The organism is Paractinoplanes abujensis (genome assembly GCF_014204895.1).
Taxonomy (GTDB): Bacteria; Actinomycetota; Actinomycetes; order Mycobacteriales; family Micromonosporaceae; genus Actinoplanes; species Actinoplanes abujensis.
On sequence record NZ_JACHMF010000001.1, the window covers coordinates 7,861,041 to 7,883,223 of the forward strand.

The 22,183-nt window shown below is 71.8% G+C and carries 22 protein-coding genes; 7 read left to right on the top strand and 15 right to left on the bottom strand.

The genetic code is table 11. The features are described from left to right. Positions 1-97: 97 nt before the first annotated feature. Together BKA14_RS36240 and BKA14_RS36245 are read right to left on the bottom strand one after the other, a co-directional pair. A complete protein-coding gene (locus tag BKA14_RS36240; RefSeq protein ID WP_239092550.1) occupies positions 98-514 on the bottom strand; it encodes a VOC family protein in 417 nt (138 codons plus the stop codon). Further along, positions 487-1,062, bottom strand: a complete 576-nt coding sequence (locus BKA14_RS36245; RefSeq protein WP_184955254.1) for a cob(I)yrinic acid a,c-diamide adenosyltransferase — start codon at positions 1,060-1,062, stop codon at positions 487-489. The genes BKA14_RS36240 and BKA14_RS36245 overlap by 28 nt, the downstream gene beginning before the upstream one ends. Positions 1,063-1,165: 103 nt before the next feature. Here BKA14_RS36245 and murA point away from each other — a divergent pair, with 103 nt between their 5' ends. Continuing rightward, the gene (murA, locus tag BKA14_RS36250; RefSeq protein WP_184955255.1) at positions 1,166-2,452 is read left to right on the top strand and encodes a UDP-N-acetylglucosamine 1-carboxyvinyltransferase; all 1,287 of its coding nucleotides are present in this window, start codon (positions 1,166-1,168) and stop codon (positions 2,450-2,452) included. Here murA and BKA14_RS36255 read toward each other — a convergent pair. Beyond that, positions 2,449-2,787 carry a hypothetical protein gene (locus BKA14_RS36255; protein ID WP_184955256.1) on the bottom strand — a complete coding sequence of 113 codons (339 nt, stop codon included), beginning with the start codon at positions 2,785-2,787 and terminating at the stop codon, positions 2,449-2,451. The two genes, murA and BKA14_RS36255, sit on opposite strands and share 4 nt — an antisense overlap. 136 nt (positions 2,788-2,923) lie before the next feature. Here BKA14_RS36255 and BKA14_RS36260 point away from each other — a divergent pair, with 136 nt between their 5' ends. Both BKA14_RS36260 and BKA14_RS36265 read left to right on the top strand, forming a co-directional pair. Further along, positions 2,924-3,772, top strand: a complete 849-nt coding sequence (locus BKA14_RS36260; protein WP_184955257.1) for a 3-hydroxyacyl-CoA dehydrogenase family protein — start codon at positions 2,924-2,926, stop codon at positions 3,770-3,772. 18 nt (positions 3,773-3,790) lie between these two features. Continuing rightward, positions 3,791-4,108 (top strand): hypothetical protein, encoded by a 318-nt coding sequence (locus tag BKA14_RS36265; protein ID WP_184955258.1) that lies wholly within the window; start codon positions 3,791-3,793, stop codon positions 4,106-4,108. Here the strand turns inward: BKA14_RS36265 and BKA14_RS36270 are convergent. Next, complete coding sequence (locus BKA14_RS36270; protein ID WP_184955259.1) at positions 4,105-5,394, bottom strand: hemolysin family protein; 1,290 nt, start codon at positions 5,392-5,394, stop codon at positions 4,105-4,107. The genes BKA14_RS36265 and BKA14_RS36270 overlap by 4 nt on opposite strands. A gap of 193 nt (positions 5,395-5,587) precedes the next feature. Here BKA14_RS36270 and BKA14_RS36275 point away from each other — a divergent pair, with 193 nt between their 5' ends. Continuing rightward, positions 5,588-5,770, top strand: a complete 183-nt coding sequence (locus tag BKA14_RS36275; RefSeq protein WP_184955260.1) for a hypothetical protein — start codon at positions 5,588-5,590, stop codon at positions 5,768-5,770. Positions 5,771-5,773: 3 nt separating this feature from the next. Here BKA14_RS36275 and BKA14_RS36280 read toward each other — a convergent pair whose 3' ends face one another. Genes BKA14_RS36280 through BKA14_RS36295 form a run of 4 tightly spaced genes read right to left on the bottom strand, consistent with a single transcriptional unit; the run spans position 5,774 to position 11,144 of the window. After that, entirely contained in the window at positions 5,774-6,529 is a 756-nt protein-coding gene (locus BKA14_RS36280) for a hypothetical protein (protein WP_184955261.1), read from the bottom strand. Then, complete coding sequence (locus tag BKA14_RS36285; RefSeq protein ID WP_184955262.1) at positions 6,516-9,116, bottom strand: FtsK/SpoIIIE domain-containing protein; 2,601 nt, start codon at positions 9,114-9,116, stop codon at positions 6,516-6,518. Before BKA14_RS36285 ends, BKA14_RS36280 begins: the two co-directional genes overlap by 14 nt. A 57-nt stretch (positions 9,117-9,173) precedes the next feature. Then, positions 9,174-10,520, bottom strand: a complete 1,347-nt coding sequence (locus BKA14_RS36290; RefSeq protein ID WP_184955263.1) for a hypothetical protein — start codon at positions 10,518-10,520, stop codon at positions 9,174-9,176. A gap of 9 nt (positions 10,521-10,529) precedes the next feature. After that, positions 10,530-11,144, bottom strand: coding sequence for a DUF4126 domain-containing protein (locus BKA14_RS36295; RefSeq protein WP_184955264.1), 615 nt, complete (start codon positions 11,142-11,144; stop codon positions 10,530-10,532). 68 nt (positions 11,145-11,212) lie between these two features. On the opposite strand from BKA14_RS36295, the gene nucS reads away from it, so the two are divergent. Next, positions 11,213-11,872: an endonuclease NucS gene (gene nucS / locus BKA14_RS36300; RefSeq protein WP_184955265.1), complete on the top strand. Its 660-nt coding sequence runs from the start codon at positions 11,213-11,215 to the stop codon at positions 11,870-11,872. A gap of 252 nt (positions 11,873-12,124) precedes the next feature. On the opposite strand, the gene BKA14_RS36305 is transcribed toward nucS, so the two are convergent. From BKA14_RS36305 to BKA14_RS36315, 3 genes are read right to left on the bottom strand one after another with little or no spacing between them, the layout of a single operon-like run. Beyond that, positions 12,125-13,618 carry a DUF6297 family protein gene (locus BKA14_RS36305; RefSeq protein WP_184955266.1) on the bottom strand — a complete coding sequence of 498 codons (1,494 nt, stop codon included), beginning with the start codon at positions 13,616-13,618 and terminating at the stop codon, positions 12,125-12,127. Continuing rightward, the gene (locus BKA14_RS36310; protein WP_184955267.1) at positions 13,615-14,262 is read right to left on the bottom strand and encodes an ABC transporter ATP-binding protein; all 648 of its coding nucleotides are present in this window, start codon (positions 14,260-14,262) and stop codon (positions 13,615-13,617) included. The genes BKA14_RS36305 and BKA14_RS36310 overlap by 4 nt, the downstream gene beginning before the upstream one ends. 13 nt (positions 14,263-14,275) lie before the next feature. Beyond that, positions 14,276-15,766, bottom strand: a complete 1,491-nt coding sequence (locus BKA14_RS36315) for an aldehyde dehydrogenase family protein (protein ID WP_184955268.1) — start codon at positions 15,764-15,766, stop codon at positions 14,276-14,278. 101 nt (positions 15,767-15,867) lie between these two features. Between BKA14_RS36315 and BKA14_RS36320 the strand changes: the two genes are divergently transcribed. Together BKA14_RS36320 and BKA14_RS36325 are read left to right on the top strand one after the other, a co-directional pair. After that, on the top strand, positions 15,868-16,209 hold the full coding sequence (locus BKA14_RS36320) for an Rv1322 family protein (RefSeq protein WP_438861928.1): 342 nt from the start codon (positions 15,868-15,870) through the stop codon (positions 16,207-16,209). A gap of 55 nt (positions 16,210-16,264) precedes the next feature. After that, entirely contained in the window at positions 16,265-17,071 is an 807-nt protein-coding gene (locus tag BKA14_RS36325; RefSeq protein ID WP_184955269.1) for an alpha/beta hydrolase, read from the top strand. Here BKA14_RS36325 and BKA14_RS36330 read toward each other — a convergent pair. From BKA14_RS36330 to mce, 4 genes are all read right to left on the bottom strand, one after another. Next, on the bottom strand, positions 17,046-18,167 hold the full coding sequence (locus BKA14_RS36330; RefSeq protein WP_438861929.1) for an AI-2E family transporter: 1,122 nt from the start codon (positions 18,165-18,167) through the stop codon (positions 17,046-17,048). The genes BKA14_RS36325 and BKA14_RS36330 overlap by 26 nt on opposite strands. 136 nt (positions 18,168-18,303) lie before the next feature. Next, on the bottom strand, positions 18,304-19,833 hold the full coding sequence (locus BKA14_RS36335) for a coiled-coil domain-containing protein (RefSeq protein ID WP_184955270.1): 1,530 nt from the start codon (positions 19,831-19,833) through the stop codon (positions 18,304-18,306). A gap of 254 nt (positions 19,834-20,087) precedes the next feature. Beyond that, a complete protein-coding gene (locus BKA14_RS36340) occupies positions 20,088-21,389 on the bottom strand; it encodes a DivIVA domain-containing protein (RefSeq protein WP_184955271.1) in 1,302 nt (433 codons plus the stop codon). A gap of 281 nt (positions 21,390-21,670) precedes the next feature. After that, positions 21,671-22,138 (bottom strand): methylmalonyl-CoA epimerase, encoded by a 468-nt coding sequence (gene mce, locus BKA14_RS36345; RefSeq protein ID WP_184955272.1) that lies wholly within the window; start codon positions 22,136-22,138, stop codon positions 21,671-21,673. Positions 22,139-22,183: the final 45 nt, after the last annotated feature.

The window sequence follows — 22,183 nt, forward strand, 5'->3', positions numbered from 1 at the left end:
CAGGTCAGCCGGCCGCCAGCAGGGGCCGGGCGAAGACAACAGCGCGAGACGTCATGCTCCGATGGTGGCACTCCTGGCCGCGCGGGTCACCAGATTTTCAGTCGGGTGGGCCGGACTGGAGTTCCACCTCGTAGCCCCACGCGTCCTCCAGGTAGGCCGCGTACGAGGCCGGGCCGCCGGCTTGGGGGTGGCGGTCGGGGAAGAGCAGCGTCCAGCCGTGGGCGGCCGATTCGGTGGTCAGACGGTCCACCTCGGCGCGGCTGCCGGCGTTGAAGGCCACGTGGTTGAGCCCGGGCGCGAGCCGGTCGTGCACGTCGCCGGACCGGGCCGGGGACTGCTCCAGCACCAGGTAGACGTCGCCGTGGCGCCAGGAGCGGCCGCCGGGCCAGTCCTGATACTGCGTCCAGCCCAGCGCGTCCAGCAGCCAGCCCCACGGGCCGAGCGCGCCGGGCAGGTCGGGGACCCAGAGTTCGACGTGGTGCAGCATCAGGCCGCGCCGCCGCCGGGGACCCATTTGACGTCGCCGCCGGGGTTGGCGATGCGGGACAGGATGAACAGCAGGTCGGACAGGCGGTTCAGGTATTTCGCGGGCAGGTCCCCCGTACGGGACGGGTCTGTCTGCAGCAGGGCCCAGGTGGAGCGCTCGGCCCGGCGCGCGACCGTGCGGGCCACGTGCAGCAGGGCCGCGCCGGGGGTGCCGCCGGGCAGCACGAAACTGTCGAGGGCGGGCAGCCGTTCGTTGAACTCGTCGCACCAGCCTTCGAGCCGGGTCACGTACTCCTCGGTGATCCGCAGCGGCGGGTAGGGCGGGTTCTCCGTCTCGGGGTTGCAGAGGTCGGCCCCGACGTCGAAGAGATCGTTCTGGATGGCGGTGAGCACTGTGCGGACGTCGGCGGGCAGGTCGCCCAGGGCCAGCGCCACCCCGATGGCCGCGTTGCACTCGTCGGCGTCCGCGTACGCCACGATGCGCGGGTCGGTCTTGCCGGCGACCTCGTTGTTGCCGAGGCGGGTCTGCCCCGCGTCGCCGGTGCGGGTGTAAATGCGGGTGAGGTGAACGGCCATCCGCTGAGCCTATTCGAGGTGGTCGCCGGCGCGACGGGGGAGCCGCTCGGTGCGGCCCGTCGAACGGACCCTACGGAGGCGGGCCCGCGAGCACACCAATACCATGGCCCGCGTGGATGTGATCAGGGTGAAGGGCGGCACGCCGCTGACCGGCGAGGTCACTGTGGGTGGTGCGAAGAACTCGGCGCTCAAGCTGATGGCCGTCGCGCTGCTCGCTCCGGGCCGCAGTGTGGTCGAGAACGTTCCGCGGATCACCGACATCGCCATCATGGCCGAGGTGCTGCGCCGGCTGGGCTGCCAGGTGTCGCTCGAGGGCGGTCAGGCCACCATCGACGTGCCCGACAACCCGGGCAGCGAGGCCGACTACGACCTGGTCCGCCGCCTGCGGGCCTCGATCTGCGTGCTGGGCCCCCTGCTGGCCCGTACGGGATATGTCCGCGTCGCCCTCCCCGGCGGTGACATGATCGGCTCCCGCGGCCTCGACATGCACGTCTCGGGTCTGGCCCGGATGGGTGCGCAGATCTCCGGCGAGCACGGTTTCGTGATCGCCTCGGCGCCGGGCGGTCTGCGCGGCGGCAAGATCTGGCTCGATTTCCCGAGCGTCGGCGCCACCGAGAATCTGCTGATGGCGGCCGTGCTGGCCAAGGGCGTCACCGAGATCGACAACGCGGCCCGCGAGCCCGAGATCGTCGACATCTGCGAGATGCTGACCGCGATGGGCGCCCGGATCGACGGCGCCGGCACGTCCACGCTGACGATCGAGGGTGTGCAGGAGCTGCGACCCGTCCGGCATCGCACCGTGGGTGACCGGATCGTCGGCGGCACCTGGGCTTTCGCCGGCGCGATGACCAGGGGCGACGTCACCGTGCAGGGTGTGCGGCCCGAGTTCCTCGACCTGGCGCTGGACAAGCTGGTCACGGCGGGGGCCACGGTCGAGCCGGGGGACAACCAGTTCCGTGTACGGATGACCGACCGCCCGAAGGCCGTCGACATCGTCACGCTGCCCTACCCGGGTTTCGCCACCGATCTGCTGCCGATGGCGATCGGCCTGGCCGCCGTGGCCGAGGGTTCCTCGCTGATCACCGAGAACATCTTCGACGGCCGCTTCATGTTCGTGAACGAGATGGTGCGCCTTGGCGCCGACATCCGCACGGACGGTCACCACGCGGTGGTCAACGGGCGTGAGCGGCTGTCCGGGGCGCCGGTGCGGGCCACCGACATCCGGGCCGGGGCGGGGCTCGTCATCGCAGGGCTGTGCGCCGAGGGCGTGACCGAGGTGGGCGAAGTGCACCACATCGACCGGGGCTACCCCGACTTCGTGGCCGATCTGTCCAAGCTGGGGGTCGAGGTCGAGCGGGCCGATGTGCCCGAGCCGACGTTCGATTTCTAGACAGAACCGACGAGTCGCCGGGCCGCCTCGACCTGCTCGGGAAAGACCAGCACGACCGTTCGGCCGTCCCGGTCGCACGCATGGGTCGCTCTGATGCCCGCCTGGCCGAGCAGTTGCCGGATCTCGTCGGCCACGTCGGCGTCGGTGGTGACCGCGGCCGGGCAGAGCAGGCCGTAGTCGTCGGTGTCGCCGAAGATGGCCAGCCCGGTGCCCGGTTCGGGTTCCGCCGCGAGCGTCCATTGCAGGCCCATGCGCCAGAAGACCGCGCCGAGCAGGCCGACCAGGCCGACGGCGATCAGCGGCCCGATGAGGTACCAGCTGCTACCTGACGGCATGGGCATAGTCTCGCACCGGTACGTGTGCTTTTTCCCCGAAATTGCCCCGATCGGGCGGCACCCCCTGCGCTGAGTTTCCGTTAAGTAACACCGCTAATGTGAGCCTGTTGTTCTCGACGTCGAGGGGGAAACACACATGGCGGGTCGACTCGCGGTCATCGGCTCCGGGCTGATGGGTTCCGGCATCGCGCAGGTCTCGGCGCAGGCCGGCTGGCACGTCACGATGCGGGACGTGGACGACGCGGCGACCGGCCGCGGCATGGCGGCGATCCGCGACTCGCTGAGCCGGTTCGCGGCCAAGGGCAAGATCACTGAGGAGGAGGCCGAGGCCACCCTGGGCCGGATCACTCCCACCACCGACCTCGACGCGGCCGCCGACGCCGACGTGGTGGTCGAGGCCATCTTCGAGAAGGTGGAGGCCAAGCACGACGTCTTCCGCACCCTCGACAAGATCTGCAAGGCCGACGCGGTGCTCGGCACCAACACGTCGGCCATCCCGATCACCCAGATCGCCACGGTCACCCAGCGGCCCGAGTCGGTGGTGGGCATCCACTTCTTCTCGCCGGTGCCGATGATGAAGCTGGTCGAGCTGGTCCGGGGCTATCAGACCTCCGACGAGACGCTGGCCGCGGCCCGGGCGTACGCGGAGGAGGTCGGCAAGACCTGTGTCGAGGTCAAGCGGGACGTGGCCGGCTTCGTCTCCAACCGCCTGTTCAGCGCGATCCTGGTCGAGGCGGTGCAGCTGGTCGAGTCGGGCGTGGTCAGCGCGGCCGACCTCGACACCGTGATGAAGCTGGGCTTCGGCCACTCGATGGGCCCGCTGGCCACGGTCGACCTGACCGGGCTGGACGTCATGCTCAACGCGGCGACCAACATCTACCGCGACACCGCTGACGAGAAGTTCTTCCCGCCGGAGCTGCTGCAGCGCATGGTTCAGGCCGGTGACCTGGGCCGAAAGACCGGCAAGGGCTTCTACTCGTACTGAAAGTCCTAATATTTCCGTATGACGCGTACGGGACCGGCACCCGAGGAGATGCAGTGGGCGCTCGCCGAGGCCAGCAAGGAGGCCTTGGCGGTCGCCCCGGGCTGGTTCCGCACGTGGGCCACGACGGAGGACAAGTGGTCGGCCATCAACGTCCGGGCCGCCACTCAGGTCATCGTCAACCACAGCCGTGAGGACGACCGGCATCCGAACAGCTGGACCGTGCGCGCCGTCTTCGGAACGCACACGGTCGAGCTGCGGCTGGGCCCGTACGAGTCGAAGGACGAAGCCATTCTGGTCGCGCACGCCGTGCTGTCGGTGGCCTACAAAGAAAGCTAGGCTTCCTGCTCCTCGAGCTCGCGCGGGGCCACCCGCAGCCGGATCTTGGTGATCGCCCGGCCGGTGACCTCGACGACCTCGGCCGTGTGCCCGTCGACCTGCACCGACTCGCCCGGCTCGGTGGGGATGTGCCCGAGGTGGGCCAGCACCAGACCGGCCACCGTCGTGTAGTCGCCCTCGTCCAGGTTCTCCACGTCGACGCCGATGTCGGGCAGGTCGTGGATGGGGAACGTGCCGGGCAGCAGCATGGCGCCGTCGGGCTCGCGCACGACCGACTGCACGTCCCGGTCGGTCTCGTCGTAGATCTCGCCCACGACCTCCTCGACCAGGTCCTCCATGGTCACGATGCCGTCGATGGCGCCGCGCTCGTCCACGACCAGCGCGAGTTGCTGGCGTTGCACCCGCATCTGCTTCATCGCGTCCGACACCTTGAGCGTCTCGGGCAGGAACAGCGGCGCGAACATGTGGTTCCGTACGGGACCTTGCGCGTCGACGAGGTCGCGCAGGTGCACGACACCCAGCACGTCGTCCAGGCCCATCGGCCCGGTGACCGGCGCCCGGGAGTGCCCGCCCGCGATCAGCTGGGCCAGCGCCTCGTGCGCACCGCCCTCGCCGTTGACCACCAGCACGTCGCGCCGCGGCACGAGGATCTCGCGCAGGATCCGGTCGGCGATCTCGAACGCGCCGCTGATGATCGTGCGCTGCTCGGGCGTGAACTCCTGCTGCTGGGTGACCAGGTCGCGGATCTCCTCGGTGGTCACCTCCTCGCGGGCCGCGTTGGGGTCGGCGCCGGTCAGCCGGACGACCATGTCGGTCGACTTGCCGAGCAGCCACACGATCGGGCGGGACAGGGTGGCCAGCATGTCAAGCGGGCGGGCCACCACCATGGCCCAGCCCTCGGCGCGCTGCATCGCGATGCGTTTGGGGGCCAGCTCACCGATCACCAGCGTGAAGAAGGTGAGCACGATGGTGACCAGCACGATCGACGCCGGTTCGGCGGCCGAGCCCAGAAACTCCAGCGGACCGGTCAGCGGTTTGGCCAGCGAGACCGCGGCCGAGGCGGAGGCCAGGAAGCCGGCCAGCGTGATGCCGATCTGGATGGTCGCGAGGAACCGGTTGGGGTCGCGGGCCAGCTTGGCGAGCGTGCGGCCGGTACGGCTCTGCCGTTCGAGCCGCTGCAGCTGACTGTCCCGCAGCGAGATCAGCGCCATCTCGCTGCCGGAGAAAGCCGCGTTGAGCAGCACCAGCACGACGACGAGCACGATCTGCCAGCCATATCCGCCCATGGCGGCGACCAACCCCTTCGATTGTGATCCCGCCGTCTTACCCGCGGGAGGTAAAGGTCAAGCCTGTCAGAATCCGGCGCCGCGTCGCTCCGGGGAGTGACATTTTGGCGGAAACGGCCGTGGCGGGTCTACCGTCGAGATCAACACCCCTCCCGGTTTTGTCAGGCACCTCAGCCTGAACCGGAGGTGGCGCATGTTCCCTCTTCTCGAAGCCCTCGTCCCCACGGCGAGCTGGGCCGCCGTCCTCTTCGTGGGCAGCTTCGTCGTCTTCGTCGGGGCGACGTTGACGGTCACGCTGCTGCATCGTGATCGCGAGGTGCGCCGGCACGCGGCCCGGGTGCTCCGTCAGTTGCTGAGTTTCCTGCGCTCCCGATAGAGATCAGTGGGTGGACGCGAAGGCCAGCGACATCAGCGTGGCCGCGACCATGCCGCCCAGCAGGGTCAGGCCGATGCCGCCGATGTCGAGCCGGGCCTGCAGCCGCCGATGCGCGAAGAACGCCGCCACCGGCACCCCGGCCGACGGCGCCACCAGGAAGGCCAGCCAGCCCAAGCCCCGGATCACCGCCCCGCCCCAGATCCCGGTGCTGCTGCCAAAGGTGACCAGCCCCGACCCGACCAGCCCGGCCATCGCCGCCACGAGCGCCCCCAGCAGCGGCAGCAGCGGCAGCGACCAGCGCGGCAGCGCACGCCGCCCGGCCGGCCGGATGGTGTGGTCGATCCGCTCGGCGGCCCGGGCCAGCAGGGCCCGCGGCGACTGCCGGGGCACGGGCGGCGCGTCCGACCCGGAGTCCGACTGGCGTGGCAGCGCCCGTGGCAGCGACTCGACCGGCGTCGGTTCGGGCAGCTCGCCGATCGCGCGCACGCGCAGCCCGCGGGCCCGGCGCAGCTGGTCCCAGAGCCGGGCCGCCTCGCGATCCACGTCGAGCACCTGGGCCGCCGCCGCCCCGGCCCAGCGGTCGGCCGACAGCGCGTCCCCCTCGGCCCGGGCCAGCTCGCCCGCGGCCTGGGCCGAGCTCTCCTGGTAGGCCTGTTCGGCGTTACCCAGTTCGTGGTCGCGGCGGCGGGTGGCCTCGGCCAGCGCGCTCACCATTAGCTGGTAGTCCCGGCCGATCGGCTGACGGTCACGTGTGGTCACTGTTCACCTCGTACGGGACGATGACTTCGGGTGTGCGGTGCACCGAGCGGTCGAAGAACAAGGCCCGGCGGGTGCGCGGATACCAGGCCGGGCCGCCGGGCTGCGGATAGAGCGGGGCCAGGTCGGCGCCCTGCACGTCGAGCGCCACCCAGGCCCCGATCGGGTCGAGCCGGGCGCCCAGCCCGCCCAGCGAGTCGCGCAGCCGGGCCACCGAACGCCACCAGCCCAGCACATGGGTGCGCTGTTCCGGGCCCTCGGTGACGAGCTTGCGCAGCAGGGCCTGGTCGGCTCCGCCGTCGAGGGCGTAACCGATCACGTAGTGCGGCACGTCGAGCGGCGGGGCCTCAGGCAGCGCGTCGCACCAGTCGGCCGACGGCAGTTCGGCGATCAGGCGGGCCGCGGGCCGGGCCGCGTCGGGGTCCAGGCAGACCAGGCTGAAGTGGGCGGGGCCCTGCGCGGCGAGCGACAGCGCGGCGGCGGCCAGGATGTCGCAGGCCTCGTCCGTACGGGTTCCGAGCACCGCCAGATTGCGGCCCGGCATGCGCCCGAGCCGGAGCCGGGCCGGCCGGGCCGCCACGTCGATCCGCTCACCCAGCACGGCTCCGGGGGAGGAGCCGACGGGGTGAGCGGCGCTCGGCACCGGGCCGGCCGGGCGGCAGCTCTCCGGCAGCAGCGGCACGGCATCGCCGTCGAACAGGCGGGGCTCCTCGCAGCCGTCGGGCCGGTCGCGCCACAACCGCCGCTGCAGGCTGCGCCAGACCAGCCGGTCACCCGCGTCGGGCAGCCGCACCACCTGATTGGCCCCGGCCGCGCCGGACTGGGCGTTGACCACGGCGTGGAAGCGCGGGATGACCGCGGCGGCCAGGTTGTCGTCGCCCAGGATGCGGCGCGCCTTGGGCAGAGCGATCCGCAGCGTGAACTGTCCGATCAGGCCGGAACGGCCCCACAGCGCCTCGATGCCGCTCACGTCCTGGCTGGCCAGGATCAGGTGGATGCCCTGCGAACGGCCCCGGCGGGCCAGGTCTTCGAGCAGGCTGACGGCCTCGTCGGCGACCGCGTCCCGGCCGGCCAGCAGCACCTGGAACTCGTCGATCACGGCCACGATGCGCGGCCAGTGCCCGTCCGGGTCCTCCGCGCGCAGCTCGGCCAGCTTGGACGCGTCGAGGCGCTTGGCCGCCTGGGCCCGCGTCCGCAGCTCCTCGCTCAGGTGCCGCAGCATGGCCAGCCCGAACTCGCGGTCGCCGTTGACGTTGATGCCGGCCAGCCGCACCTGGGGCAGCCAGGCGGGGTCGCGCGGCCCGGGCACGAACCGCGCGAACGACACGCCTTCCTTGAAGTCGAGCAGGTAGAGCGCCAGTTCCTCGGGGCCGTAGCGAGTGGACAGCGCGGCCAGCCAGGCGTAGATCAGGTTGGTCTTGCCCGATCCGGACGGCCCGCCGATCAGCGCGTGCGGCGGGTCGTCGCCCAGCAGAACCTCGATCAGTGAGCCGTCGGTGCTGTCGCCGATCGGGGCGACCAGCCCGTGCGCCGACGACTCGGCCCAGAACTCGCGCGGTTCCAGGTCGGACAGGCGGGCCGGGGGCGGTCCGGCCCGCAGCCGCTCGGCGGTGGCCCGGCAGAACGCGGCGACTCGCTCGGCGGGTGGCGCGGAGTCCAGACGGATCTCCAGATCGCCGGTGATGTCGCAGGTCGCGGTCTGGTCGCGCACCTTGAGCCGGCGCACGGTCGGGTGCTCGGCGAGCTCCAGACCCCGTACGAGAAGGTGCACTCCACACGAGACGCCGGTGCGCACGATCCGGTCCAGCTGAGCCCGCTGGGCGTTGGTCAGTTCCTCGGTGGTGGCCGAGTCGGCCAGCAGCACGACCACCCGCCAGGGCTCGGCCCGCGGGCCCGGCGTGGCCGCGGTCAGGTCGGCCAGCGACTGGTACTCGCCCGCCAGCACGCTCTCGTTGACCCGGCAGATGTGCTCGACCAGCTCGTCGAGGGCCGGTCCGAGCCCACCCGGCCCGACGAACGAGATGCCCAGCGGGGCGAACGACGCCAGCGTGCCGCCCAGGTATTCGGGGTCGTAGACGGTGAGCTCGACGTCCCCCGGACGGGTGGTGCCGAGCGCGCGCAGCAGCAGGCCGGTGATCACGCCGTCGGCCGTCTCGGCGGGCCCGTCCAGGTTGAGGTGGGCGGCGTCGAGGAAGGGGACGAGCGCGGGCAGGGCGGCCGTGTCGTCCAAGGTCAGCGTGCCGATCCGGAGCAGGCCGGGGCGGGCGCCGGGTTGGGGCTCGGTCGGCGACCACATGCGCCAGGGCAGGCCGGCCGCCCCGGTGGCGTTGCGGGCGGCCAGCTGCCGCACGTTGCCGGCCAGCCGGGACGACTCGAACTGGAAGCGGCGCTGGATGTCCCGGCGGGCGGAGTCGCGGGCCTCGGCGAGCTGGTTGAGGCAGGTCGAATACGCGTCCCGGACCAGCTGCCGCCGGGTCTGCGCCTCGCTGCGGGCTGACTCGGCCTCGGCCAGCACCGCCCGGGCCGCTCCGCGCGCCTCGGCCAGTTCCTGCCGGACGGCGGCGACCAGCGCGTTGCGGTGGTTACCCACACGACCCCCCGAAATTCACGTTGGGGGATTTTACCCATTTCCGCCCGTATCGGCGGATTATGTGCTGCGTGTCGGCGTGCTGCGGTTACCCCGCTGCCGGGCCACCAGCCGGGGGTCAGTGGTGATCAGCTCGTCCCAGAGCCCGCTCGCGACCAGCGCGGCGGCCTCGTTGTGCCAGCGCCGCAGGGTGCCGCGCGGCACATAACGCCGCATCCAGTCGAGCGCCTGCCGGGCATCCCGGTCCAGCCCGTCCGTCCGGAGTTTCCGCCCGTACGGGTTGAGGCCGAGCTCGGTGCAGAAGTGCAACGCGTTGTAGTGCCGCCACTCGTCGGTGGTCTCGAACGGGCCCGCCGGGCGCAGCCGATCGATCCTGTCCTTGAGCAGCGCCCGCAACTCCACCGCGCGCTCCAGCGGCTGGTCGAGCGCGCGCCCGGTCAGCCGGCGGTCCACCGCGGGCAGATCGGTCAGCGGGCTGCGCATCAGCCGGCCCAGATCGCCGTAGTTGGCCAGGGCCTGCCGGGCGAACCTCAGGAACTCCTCCTCGCCGGTGGCCAGCAGCCGATGCCGTTGCCGATGCCGGGGCAGCGCCTCGGCCAGCAGCAGCAGGGCCGACCTGTCCTGCCGCAGCCGCTCCTCGCCGCGGAACGCGAGCACGTCGAGCCCGCGCCGCACCGGGCCCTCCAGCCCGACCACCGTCATGACCGCCGCGACCAGAAGGAACTGCAGCACCGTGACGGCGGTGTCGTCGACCGCGATCAGGGTGACCGCGGCCGGGCCGCCGACGAGCACGATCACCACGACCGCGGCAGTGGCCGAGCGGACCAGATCGGGCCGCAGCCGCTCGCCCGCGTCCAACGCGTCCGAGACCGCGATCAGGAACCCGAGGATGAGCAGGTCGAGCCCCATCGCGGCCAGGGCCAGGCCGGGGCGGCCGAGGTCGATCGGCAGCAGGACGGCGGCCAGGGCCAGTGCGTACAGGGCGGCGGCCACGGTGAGCGCGGCGGTCAGCATCGGCGGGCGCACCTGATCGCGGAACCGCCAGAGCAGCAGCAGCCCACCCGCCAGCGGGGCCAGCACGACCAGCCGTACGCCCGAGGGCAGCACGACCAGAGTCACCAGGAAAGCGCCGGCCAGGATCATCCAGCCCAGGTCGATCTGGCGCCGCTCGGGAACCGAGGACGGCAGCAGGGCCACCATGGCCCCGGCCCAGAGCAGGACGGGCAGGCAGAGCAGCACCTGGGCCGCCACGCCGCGCGGGTCGGCGGTCCACAGTGCCACCCCGGCCGCGTACGTGATCAACGCGCCCGCCGACCGCAGCGCCGCCGGTCGCACCGGATCGCGGCCGGCCAGATAGCAGGCGGCCCACCAGGCGAGGGCGAAGACGAGGACGGCTAGGGCGGGCACGGCGAAGAGTCAACCACCCAGGCGTGCGGAGCCGGAAGAAACGAGAGCCTTCTTACGCCGCCGGCGGCGCACCACCCAGACCCCCGCCAGGACCATCACCAACAGTCCGACCAGGACCAACACCGGCAGGAGGATGGCCAGAACGGACATCACGACGCTCCCGATGTCCTCCGCCGTGCTGGCCACAGGGGCGCCGAAGCCGGCCGTGGTGGCGTTCACCACGGGGCGGGAGGAGGCCTTCACGCCGTGCACGACGAGCGCGATGACCACACCGACGGCGATCGGCACCCACTGGTGCGACCCGAAGAACGAGCCGGGGTCGCTCACCGTGACCGTCTCGGAGGAGGAACCGGCCCCGAACGCCAGGCCGCCCGCGGTCGGTCGCACCACGGTCTGCACCACGTCGTTCACGTGGTCGACCACCGGCACCTTGTCCGCCACCACCTCGATCGCCAGCAACAGCGCGAGGATCAGCAGCGTCCAGCCGTTGGACAACCAGTCCCAGCCGATGGGCAGGTCGATCGTGTCGGTGTAACGGGCGAGCACGCCCATGGTGAGCAGGGGGATGTAGGCATTGAGGCCTGCGGATGCAGCCAGGCCGGTGCCGGTCAGCGCTTCGAGCACGGCTTCAGGATGACAAACCCACGCGAGCACCGCCCGGCGAGCCGAACACGGTCCGGTACTGTCGTGCGGTGCGTCTGGTCATCGCGAAGTGCTCTGTCGACTATGTCGGCCGGCTGTCCGCCCACCTGCCCACCGCCGTCCGGCTCGTGATGGTCAAGGCCGACGGCTCGGTCTCGATCCACGCCGACGACCGTGCCTACAAGCCGCTGAACTGGATGAGCCCGCCCTGCAAGCTGCAGGAGGCGCCCGGTGTGTGGAAGGTCGTCAACAAGGCCGGCGAGGAGCTGCGGATCACCCTGGAGGAGATCTTCCAGGACACCTCGTACGAGCTCGGGGTCGACCCCGGCCTGGTCAAGGACGGCGTCGAGGCCCACCTGCAGGAGCTGCTGGCGGCCCACCCGGAGACGTTCGGCGAGGGGCACACCCTGGTCCGCCGCGAGTTCATGACCGCCATCGGCCCGGTCGATCTGCTGCTCAAGGACTCCGACGGTGCCTCGGTGGCAGTCGAGGTCAAACGCCGCGGCGAGATCGACGGCGTCGAGCAGCTCACCCGCTACCTCGAACTGATGAACCGCGACCCGCTGCTGGCCCCGGTGAAGGGCGTGTTCGCCGCGCAGGAGATCAAACCCCAGGCCCGCGTGCTCGCCACCGATCGCGGCATCCGCTGCGTGGTGGTCGACTACGACAAACTCCGTGGCATGGAACGCGACGAACTCACGCTGTTCTAATGGCGTCGCCTCCGCTCCGCGGGCGATCGCCTGGTAACCGATGAGATGACAGGCGATTTTCCGCCACCCGCAAACCCCGCGGGCGTCGAAAAACCGACTGCCATCTCACCGGCGGCGATCGCATTTAATGGCGTCGCCTTCGCTCCGCGGGCGATCGCCTGGTAACCGATGAGATGACAGGCGGTTTTCCGCCACCGGCAAACCCCGCGGGCGTCGAAAACCGACTGCCGTCTCACCGGCGGCGATCGCGTTCTAGTTCGACAATTCTGTGCGGTCGTCGGCTGTGGTGCCGGAGAGGTAGATGCGGGCGCCGCCGACGCCGATGACGGCCTGGAGCAGCAAGAGGGTCGGGGTCAGGGTGCCGGTGCCGATGGCGATCCAGGCCGGGATGCCGAGCAGCAGCATGTCGGGGCCCATCACGGCGTTGACCAGCGGGCCGGTCGAGAGTGTGCCCATCGGGGTGTCGAGCGGCAGCAGCTCGTTGCGGACGAAACCGACCCGCGCGCGGTGCACGGCGGCGGCCGCGCCGACCGGGCCCAGGGTGAGGCCCAGCGCCCACCACGGGCCCGAGGTGAGGTCGCCCAGCAGGTCGAGGGCGGTCAGTGCGAGCGCCGCCCACAGGCCGGCCAGCACGCCGGGCACCCACAGCCGCTGCAGGACGGCCTGACGGGAGGACAGGCCCAGCATCCGCAGCAGCACCGGGTTGCCCGCGTCGGTCTTGACGTTGCCGGTGGCGGTCAGGCCTGAGATCAGCAGGCCGAGCAGCACAGCGGCGCCCAGCACCCAGCCCGGCGCGCCGCCCAGCAGCACCGGCAGCAGGGCCGCGAGCAGCAGCCAGACCAGGCGGTTGCGGCGCCGCAGCGTCAGCAGCAGATCCTGGGCGACCAGCACCGGCAGCCGGGGGAACAGGCGGGTCGAGCGCAGCCGCCGCCGGGCCCAGTAGCGGCGTTCGATCATGTCGGTCAGGAACGACGGCTCGATGCCGAAGGCGCTGTCGAACAGTGTGCCGGCGACCCGCGACGCGTCCAGGATGCGATCGCTCGGCGTCGCCGCCAGGCCCCGGACGACCAGGCCCAGCGCGCCCAGCACAACGAGCGCGACCGCGCCGGTGATGGGGAGCAGCACCGAGACCGGGGGCCACTGGGTGACGACCGCGGGCCGGTCGAGCATCGTGGCGGCGACCAGCCCGGTCAGCCCGGCCGCGACGAGCAGGCCGGCCAGCCGGTCGAGCGCGTCACCCCAGCGCCCGCCGGCCTGCGCTGCCGTCGCCACCAGCAACAGCACCAGCCCGATCAGCGCGCCGTCGGCGGCCAGCAAGGCGACCTCGTCGCCGGCTTCGGCCCGGGGCGCGGCGTGCCCGACGACGGCCAGCGCGGCCAGCCCGCCCAGCACGGCGGCGGCGATGCCGGTCAGCCGCAGCGAGGGCAGCAGCAGCCGGCGCCGGCTGACCGGGGCGGTCAGCAGCCAGGAGGCGGCGGCCCGGCTCAATGCGAGCGGCCCGAACCGGCGCAGCGCGAGGTAGAGCAGGCCGTAGCAGACCGCGACCAGCGACCCGGCGGCCAGTGCCGACGTGTCCGGCGCGGACGGCCAGAAGATCGCCGCGATCTGCCGGTGCAGCATCCCGCCGATGATCGCGACGCTCAGCGCGCCGATGTACAGGCTGTTCAGGGTGGCGCCGCGCTCGCGGTGCGAGGACTGGGTGCGGCTGATCCACCGCCGTACGGGGGAAAGGGGAACAGCGGTCACGGCGTGCCCGCGCTCAGCGACTCCATCGTGGTGACCTCGGCCCCCGACGCGAGCGCGAAGGCGTCGTCGTGGCTGGCCATCAGCAGCGAGCCACCACCGGCGACGTAGTCGGCGAGCAGGCTCGCCACGTCGGCCCGGCCCTCGCGGTCGAGGCGCTGCTCGGGTTCGTCGAGGATCAGCAGTGAACTGGGCCGCAGCAGCGCGATGGCCAGCACGAGCCGCTGCTTCTGACCCGACGAGAGCTGGGGCGGGATCGCGTCGGCGTGCCCCGCCAGGCCGAACCTCTCCAGCGCCTCGTCCACCCCGGCCGACGCGGGGTCCTGTCCGTGCGCGCGGCAGACCAGTTCGGCGTGCTCGCGCGCGGTGAGCCCGGGATACCAGGTCGGGGGTTCGACGGTGGTCACGACGGCCCGCCAGAACTCGGGGGTCGCGCCGGGGTCGCCGCCGAATACGTGGATCGTGCCCTCGTCGGGCTGCTGCAGCCCGCTCACGCAGCGCAGCAGGGTCGATTTGCCGATGCCGTTCTCACCGACCACGCAGACGCCCGCGCCGGCCGGCACGGTCAGCGTGACCCCGATGAGCACCGGGCTGGAGCCGTATCCGACATGCAGGCCGTCGACCGCGACCGCGGGATGATCCACCACTTCACGGACGCTACTACTTCCGCCCGTACAGGATTCTGAGAGCCTTGACGATCGCGCCGACCTGGGCGGGGGTGCGCTCGAAGGTCATCGCCGGGAGGAGTGACGGCCCCCGCCGTACGGTGATGGATTTGGCCCGGGCGAACTCGCGCAGCCCGTCCTCGCCGTGGATGCGCCCGAAACCGGACTCGCCCACGCCGCCGAACGGCAGGCTGCCCATGCCCACGAACGAGAGCGTGGAGTTGACCGCCACCATGCCCGAGCGCAGCCGGCGGGCGATACGCAGCGCGTTCTTCTTGCCGAAAACCGCGCCACCCAGCCCGTACGGGGTGTCGTTGGCCTTCTGCAGGGCCTCGTCGGCGTCGGCCACCTTGGTGATCGTCAGGGTGGGCCCGAAGGTCTCGTCACTGATCTCGCGCGAGTCGGCCGGCACGTCGACCAGCACGGTGGGAGAGACGTACGGGGGTTGCACCGCCTCGGCCCCGCCCAGCACGGCCCGGCCGCCCTTGGCCAGCGCGTCGTCGATGTGGTCGCGGATGATGTCGAGCTGGCCGGGCATCGTGATGGGGCCGATCTCCTCGCCCGTGCGCAGCCGGCCCGCCCTCTCGGTGACGGCCCGGACGAACTCGTCGTAGATCGGGGCGACCGCGTACACCCGCTCGATGCCGATGCAGGTCTGCCCGGCGTTGGTCATCGAGCCCCAGACCGCCGCTTCGGCCGCGGCCGGGATGTCGGCGTCGGCGTCCACGATCAGCGCGTCCTTGCCGCCGGCCTCGATAACCGCCGGTACGAGGTTTTCCGCGCACGCCGCGAGCACCTTCTTGGCCGTGGCGGTCGATCCGGTGAACGCCATCTTGCCTGCACCCGAGCGGCACAGCGCGGCGCCCACGTCGCCCAGGCCGTGCACCGCCTGCAGCACCGGCTGCTCGGGCACCACCTCGGCGAACGTGTCAACCAGCCACTGCCCGACGATCGGGGTGTATTCGCTGGGTTTGAGGACCACAGCGTTGCCCGCGGCCAGGGCCCCGCTGATCGGGCCGACCGGCGTGAGGATGGGGTAGTTCCAGGGGCCGATCACGCCGACGACCCCGTACGGCTGGTATTCGACGTGACCGGAGTGCTCGGCCACCAGCAGCCGGGTGCGCACCTTGCGTGGCCCGAGCACCCGTTCGGCGTTGCGGGCGGCCCAATCGAGGTGCTCGACGGCGGCGGTGGCCTCGACGATGGCGTCCGCCTCGGGCTTGCCGGTCTCGAGGGCGGTCAGCGCGGCCAGTTCCTCGATGCGGCGCACGATCAGCGACCGCCAGCGCAGCAACCGTTCGCGGCGACCGTCGTAGCCGAGCGCCTGCCACCAGCGTGCGGCCTCGGCGGCGCGGCGCACTGTCGCGTTCACAGCCTCGGCGTCGGCGACCGGCACCCGGCCGGCCTCCGCCCCGGAAGCGGGGTTGGTGGAGATCAGCACGCCGTCCTCGACGACCGGGGTGCCGGGCACACGGGTAGCGGTCATGAACGCGAGTCTAATTCGCTTGTTACCGGCGAGTCATTACTTGATTTCGCAACCCCGGCTCCGGCGGGCCGGTGACCGGCCTCACCCGTACGCTTGTGAATGTGAGCCCTCGCCGTAACCATCCCCGCCGTCGTGAGGCCGGGGTGACGCCGCCGCCGGCGCTGACCGACGAGCGGGTCCGCAAGGGCATCGAGGGCGTCCAGCAGTGGCAGGACGGCGAGTGGATGGTGCGGTCGATCTTCGGCGGGGCCGCCGTGAAGACGTACAGGTGCCCCGGGTGCATGCAGGAGATCCGGCCCGGCGTGGCCCACGTGGTGGCGTGGCCGGTCGACGGCAGCGGCGATCTGACCGACCGCCGGCATTGGCACACCGGCTGCTGGAAGGCGCGCGACCGGCGCGGTCCCGGCATCGAGCGCTCGCGCAACGCACCCCGCTACGGCTAGAGGCTCACCGACCACCCCGTAGCCACCCCTATCCCGACCGAAGGCCCTGTCTGCCATGAGTGCTCCGATTCGCGCCAACTCGATTCTGCCCGCCCACCGGGAGGACATCGAGCTGGCGACCGCCGACGGTCTCACCCTCGTCGGTGAGCTGGCCCGCCCGCTCGACCGCGACCCGGTGGCCACGCTGGTCTGCCTGCACCCGCTGCCCACCCACGGCGGGATGATGGACAGCCACGTGTTCCGCAAGGCCGCCTGGCGGCTGCCCGCCCTGGCCGGGATCGCCGTGCTGCGCTTCAACACCCGCGGCACCTCCAGCGTCCGCGGCACCAGCGAGGGCACGTTCTCGGCCGGCGCCGACGAGAAGTTCGACGTGGCCGCCGCGATCGAGTACGCCGAGTTCGCCGACCTGCCCGACGTGTGGCTGCTGGGCTGGTCGTTCGGCACCGACCTGACGCTCATGCACGGGCTCGACCCGGGGGTGGCGGGCGCGATCCTGCTTTCCCCGCCGCTGCGTTACTCGCAGCCCGAGCACCTCAAGGCGTGGGCCGCCGAGGGCAAGCCGCTGACCGCGATCGTCCCCGAGTTCGACGACTACCTGCGCCCGGCCGAGGCCACCGAGCGATTCGCGGCCGTGCCGCACGCCGAGGTGCTGGCGATCCCGGGCGGCAAGCACCTGTGGGTGGGCGACGCCGAGAAGGTGCTCGACGAGGTGGTCAAGCGGGTGGCGCCGGGCGTCGAGACCCCGCTGCCCCGCACGTGGGACGGTCCGATGGAGACGGGCGACATGAACGCCTACGCCGATCGCACCACCGCCGCGTTCCGCGAGGTGCCGATGCCTACCGCGCCTCCTGGCTCGGAATGAGCACCTCGCGCATGATCAGCTGAATGGCGGCCACCATCGGGATCGCCACCAGCGCCCCCACCACGCCGAAGAGCGCCACGCCGAGCAGAGCCGCCACCACCGCGGCGACGTCGCTGACCTTCACCGAGCGGCGCATCACGTTCGGATAGATCAGGTAGTTCTCCACCTGCTGATAGAGCAGGAAGAAGACGGCGCAGACGATGCCGTCGGTCAGCGAGGAGGCGAACCCGACCAGGCTCACGACGACCGCGCCCAGCGTGGCGCCGATCTGCGGGATCAGGTCGGTGATGGCGACGACCACGGCCAAGGCGAACGGATAGGCCAGCCCCAGGATCACGGCCAGCAGCCAGGTGCTCGCACCGGCCAGCACGGCGATCGAGATCGCGCCGACCATGTACGCGCCGACCTTGGTCAGGATCTCGTCGGTCAGCAGCCGGACGCGCACCCGCCGGGACGCCGGCACGAGCGAGTAACCCGTCTCGCGGATGCGGTCGAACGAGGCCATGAAGTAGATCGTCAGCACCAGCACGGTCAGCAGGTTGAAGACCGTGCCCGCCAGCACGCGGCCCACGCCGACCACGCCACCGACCGCGCCGCCGACCGTGCCCGGGTTGAGCGCGCTGCTCACCCGGTTGAGGATGTCGTAGCGCTGGACCAGCTCGTTGATCGTCTCGTTGCGCTGCAGGCTCTGGATGTATTCGGGGACGTTCTCGATCAGCTGGGTGGTCTGGCTGATCAGCGGCGGGATCAGCGCGACGATGCCGCTCGCGAGCAGCGCCACCACCGCGAGCGCGACGATCGCCACCGCGAGCCCGCGCGGCACGCCCCAGCTGCGCAGCCGGACGACCGCGGGGTTGAGGCCGATGGCCAGGAAGAGCGCGATGAAGATCAGGACGAGCATGCCCGCCGCGTTGCGCAGGCCCAGGAAGAGCCCGTACGCCAGCAGGAGGCCCAGCCCGCCCAGCAGCCCGATCATGAACGGGTTGCGCTGGTCGAGCGGCGGCCCGGGGCGGCCGAAGCGACCCGCGAGGTGTTCCTCGGCCACCGGTTCCAGCGGCTCGCCGTCGCGCGGGGTCTCGTCGTCTTCGCCGGCCACCCGGATCCTCCACACTGGTGGGTGAGCCGGAATCGTTCGCGCCGGCCGCACAGTCTCGGCGGAGACGTTAACCCTGTGCGGTCGGCGCCGCTACCCGACCGGCCGCGCGCGTGACGCGGGGCTCGGGCCGCTGACCTCAGTCGGCGTCGGCGCCCACGCGCGAGGCGGGTGGCACGGTGACCTTCGCCGATGCCGTGACCTTGCCGGGCACGGGCTGACCGGCCGGCTGGTCCGCGGCGTGCTGGCCTTTATCGGCGGCGTGCTGACCCTTGTCCGCAGCGTGCTGGCCCTTGCCCGCGGCGTGCTGGCCCTTGTCGGCGGCGTGCTGGCCCTTGTCCGCGGCGTGCTGGCCCACCGGCTTGTCGGCGGCGTGCGCCCCGACCGGGCCGGTCTTGTCGTCGTCGGCCGGGTCGTCCGGCTCCTCCGGCGCGTTGGCCGCGGCCAGCACGGCGGCGGCGGCCAGCTCGGCCACCCGCTTGGCTTCCCTCTGCACCTGGCGGCGGACGTCGGAAGCGTGCCGCTCGGCCGCCTCGCCGGCCCGCTTGGCCTCGGCCAGCCGGGTCTGCTCGGCCTCGAGCTGCGTGCGGGCCTCGGCCAGCCGCTTGTGCACCTGCTCGGCCTCGTCGGAGCCGGCCCGCGCCCTTTCCTGGGCCGTGGCCAGCTCGCGCTCGGCGTCGGCGACCTTGGCCCGGGCGGCCTCGAGCTCGCGCCCGGCCTCGGCAATCTTTTCCTGCTGGGCGGCGATCTCGTTGCGGACCGCGGTGGCCTGTTCGTCCGAGCGGCGCAGGACCTCCTCGGCGTACTTGTCGGCCTCGCTGCGCAGGTCGGCGCACTGCTTCTCGACACCCGCGCGCAGCTGAGCCAGCTCCTGCGTGAGGATCTGGCGCTTCTGGGCCGTCTCCTGATCGAGGGCCTTGCGCTGCTCGGCCGCGTCGCGCTCGGCCGCCGTGCGCAGGGCGGTGATCTCCTGCTGGGTCTTTTCCCGCAGGGCCTTGATCTCCTGCTCGGCCTGCATGCGGGTGGACCGGGCGTAGCCGTCGGCCTCGGCCCGGGTGCGCTGACCGGCCTGCGCGGCCTGGTCGGTGTGCTGCTGGGCCTCGGCGCGGGCCCGGGTCAGCACGGTCTCGGCCTCGGTGCGCATCTGCTCGGCCGACTGCCGGGCCGCGACCAGTGCTTTCTCGGAGGCGGCCCGCTTGGCCGCGTCGGCCCGCTCCTCCTCGGCGCGGCGGGCGGCCAGGGCGATCTCGAAGTCGCGGATGCCGTTGTGCGCGTGGGCCTCGGCCTCGGCCCGCACCCGCTCGGCCTCGGCCAGGCGGGCCGCGATGTCGTCGGTGGCCGACGCCTTGATCGCCTCGGCCTGCTCCTCGGCGAGCGTGAGGATCTGCTCGACACGTGGGCCGAGGTGCCGGAAGGAGACCTCGGGGCCGGGACCGACCTGCTTGCGGGCCTGCACGATCTCCTGCTGGAGACGCTCGATCTGCGCGTTCATCGCCTGCATCTGCGTGTAGGCCTGCTCGCGCTCGGCCGCCAGCGCGGCGATCTCGTTCTCGGCGCGGGCGACGTACCGCTCGACCTGCTTCTTCTCATAGCCCCGGAGGGCGATGTCGAAGCTGGGTTCGGTGGCCGCGTCCCCGCCGAGACCAAGAATTTCACCGCCGTGCGACATGCTTCCCATCCTCACATACGCAACGTCCGGCCTCGGGGGGATACACACCGTCCCGGGGGGAGTATGCGCCTAGTTGTGATATGTCTGACCCGGCTTGCGACTTTGGCAGACGCAAGGCTATGCGCCCCAAACGATCGGGCCGCACCGGAGAAACTCCGATACGGCCCGCATCGATGTTCGCTCAACGACCGGGCGACCCATACGGTCGCGCACCCGGTGGGTGCCCGCAACCGCAGAGGGCCCGGCCGCCGGGATCAGGAGTTGGTCTTCGCACCCACCGGCTTGTCGGCCTCGGGGCCCGCCTTGGGCGGCTCGGTGGCGCGCTGAGCGGGGGCCGCCTCGGCCGCCTTGGCCACCGCCTCGGCCGCCTTGGCCGGGCCGACACCGGGCACCAGACCGGAGAGGCCGGAGAGCATCTGGCCCAGCTGGTTGGTGACCGCGTCCTTCTGCCGGGTCAGGTCCTCCACCTCGCGCTTGGCCGCCTGCGTGGTCAGCTCGGCCTCGGTGCGGGCCTCGCTGAGCAGACGCTGCGCCTCGCTTCGGGCCTCGCCGACAGTCTTCTCGGCCAGGGCGCGCGCCTTGTCGGTGGTCTCGGCGGCGGTGCGCTCCGACTCGATGCGGCGCTGCTCGGCCCGCTGCGAGATCTCCTTGGAGCGGTCCTCGGCGGCGCGGGCCCGCTCCTCGGCCTCGGCCACCATCTTCTGCGTGGCGCTGACCTGAGCGGCGTGCCGCTGCGACTCCTCGCGCTCGGCCTTCTCACGGCGCTCGGCGATCTCGAGCGCGAGGGCCTGCAGGTCCTTGTCGCGCTTGTCGCGGGCGTCGGTCAGCAGCTTGGTCGCCTCGGCCCGCTTCTCCTCGGCCTCGCGTGACGACTTGGCCCGCAGCTGGGTGATCTCGCGCTCGGCCGTGGCCCGCAGGGAGGCCACCTCGCGCTCGACCGTCGACTTGAGCTCGGCCACCTCGTGCGCGGTGACCGTACGCAGCTGCTTGGTCTCGCGGTCGGCGTCGGATCGCAGCGTGTCGGCCTCGCGGCGGGCCTGCACGCGGGCCTCGGCGGCCTCGCGCTCGGCGTGGGTGCGCACCTGGCCGGCCTCGCGCTCGGCGGTGGCCTTCATCGCGGCCGCCTCGGCGCGCGCCTTGTCGGTGATCTCGCGGGCCTCGAGGCGCGCCGCGGAGAGGATGCCCTCGGACTCTCGCTTGGCCTCGCTGCGGTGATCGTTAGCCTGTTCCTCGGCCAGCCGCAGGATCTGCTCGACCCGGGTGCCCAGCCCGGAGAGCGTCGGCCGGTTGTTCTCCTCCAGCAGCTTGTTGCTGTCGGCGAGCTTCTGCTCGACCGCGTTGAGCCGCTGCTCGGCCTGGCGCAGCCGGCGCTGCGCGTCGTTCATCCGCTGCTCGGCCTCGCCCTGGGCCTGCGACGACTGGTTGAGCGCGGCGACCAGGCGGCCGAGGTGGGCGTCCACCTGTCCGCGGTCGTATCCACGGAGCACCACGGTGAAGTCGTGCTGAGAATTCGCGGAGTCGAAAAATGCCAAATTCTGATCCTGCTGCTGGGGCATTGGGCCATCCTGGCGAAGACGCACGAGCCACGCAAGAGCGGAACGGCTACGGAAAAGACACGTAGATCAGCTTTGAGCTGGCCCGTAGTGAGCGGCTCCACCGTTCGGCCGGACGAACGTCACCCACCCGGCGACCGGGGTCCGGCCCGGTGTCACCTGCTGTATCCGGGGTCGCCGGGATGATCGTCGGGTGCGGGCCGCGAGCACCGTCCGCCATGCCCCGAGATCCTGCCAGGCCGGGGCGGTCACGTCAGGATGATTCATCCGTAAGGCGTACGAAATCAGGCAGGCTCCACCAACTCCACCAGAACGCCCCCGGCATCCTTCGGGTGCACGAAGTTGATCCGCGACCCGGCCGTGCCGCGGCGCGGGGTGTCGTAGAGCAGACGCAGCCCCCGTGCCCGCAGCGCCGCTGACGTGGCCTCGACATCGGCCACTGTGTAGGCCAGCTGCTGCAGCCCGGGGCCGCTGCGGTCCAGGAACTTGGCGATTGCCGAGTCGGGCCGGGCCGGGGCCAGCAACTGGAGGCGGGGACCGGCGCCGTCACCGACCGCGAGCATCGCTTCCCGTACGCCTTGCTCCTCGTTCGTCTCCTCGTGCACGCACCGCATGCCGAAGGTCTCGGCGTAGAAGCGCACCGCCTCGTCAAGATCGGGAACGGCGATCCCCACGTGATCGATCCGCAGAGGCGCGACCTCGCCGAATGTGACATTCTCAGACTCGGCGGCGCTAGGTGAAGGCTGGGTCATCCTATTAGTCTGGCCTAAACGGCCGTTAAGGCCAACCGGGAGTCC

Coding starts and splice junctions, on each gene's coding strand:
- murA (WP_184955255.1), top strand. CDS start 1,166: ATGGCCCGCGTGGATGTGATCAGGGTGAAGGGCGGCACGCCGCTGACC.
- BKA14_RS36260 (WP_184955257.1), top strand. CDS start 2,924: ATGGCGGGTCGACTCGCGGTCATCGGCTCCGGGCTGATGGGTTCCGGC.
- mce (WP_184955272.1), bottom strand. CDS start 22,138: ATGACCCAGCCTTCACCTAGCGCCGCCGAGTCTGAGAATGTCACATTC.
- BKA14_RS36325 (WP_184955269.1), top strand. CDS start 16,265: ATGAGTGCTCCGATTCGCGCCAACTCGATTCTGCCCGCCCACCGGGAG.
- BKA14_RS36270 (WP_184955259.1), bottom strand. CDS start 5,394: ATGGGCGGATATGGCTGGCAGATCGTGCTCGTCGTCGTGCTGGTGCTG.
- BKA14_RS36255 (WP_184955256.1), bottom strand. CDS start 2,787: ATGCCGTCAGGTAGCAGCTGGTACCTCATCGGGCCGCTGATCGCCGTC.
- BKA14_RS36340 (WP_184955271.1), bottom strand. CDS start 21,389: ATGCCCCAGCAGCAGGATCAGAATTTGGCATTTTTCGACTCCGCGAAT.
- BKA14_RS36245 (WP_184955254.1), bottom strand. CDS start 1,062: ATGGCCGTTCACCTCACCCGCATTTACACCCGCACCGGCGACGCGGGG.
- BKA14_RS36240 (WP_239092550.1), bottom strand. CDS start 514: ATGGGTCCCCGGCGGCGGCGCGGCCTGATGCTGCACCACGTCGAACTC.
- BKA14_RS36335 (WP_184955270.1), bottom strand. CDS start 19,833: ATGTCGCACGGCGGTGAAATTCTTGGTCTCGGCGGGGACGCGGCCACC.
- BKA14_RS36265 (WP_184955258.1), top strand. CDS start 3,791: ATGACGCGTACGGGACCGGCACCCGAGGAGATGCAGTGGGCGCTCGCC.
- BKA14_RS36275 (WP_184955260.1), top strand. CDS start 5,588: ATGTTCCCTCTTCTCGAAGCCCTCGTCCCCACGGCGAGCTGGGCCGCC.
- BKA14_RS36315 (WP_184955268.1), bottom strand. CDS start 15,766: ATGACCGCTACCCGTGTGCCCGGCACCCCGGTCGTCGAGGACGGCGTG.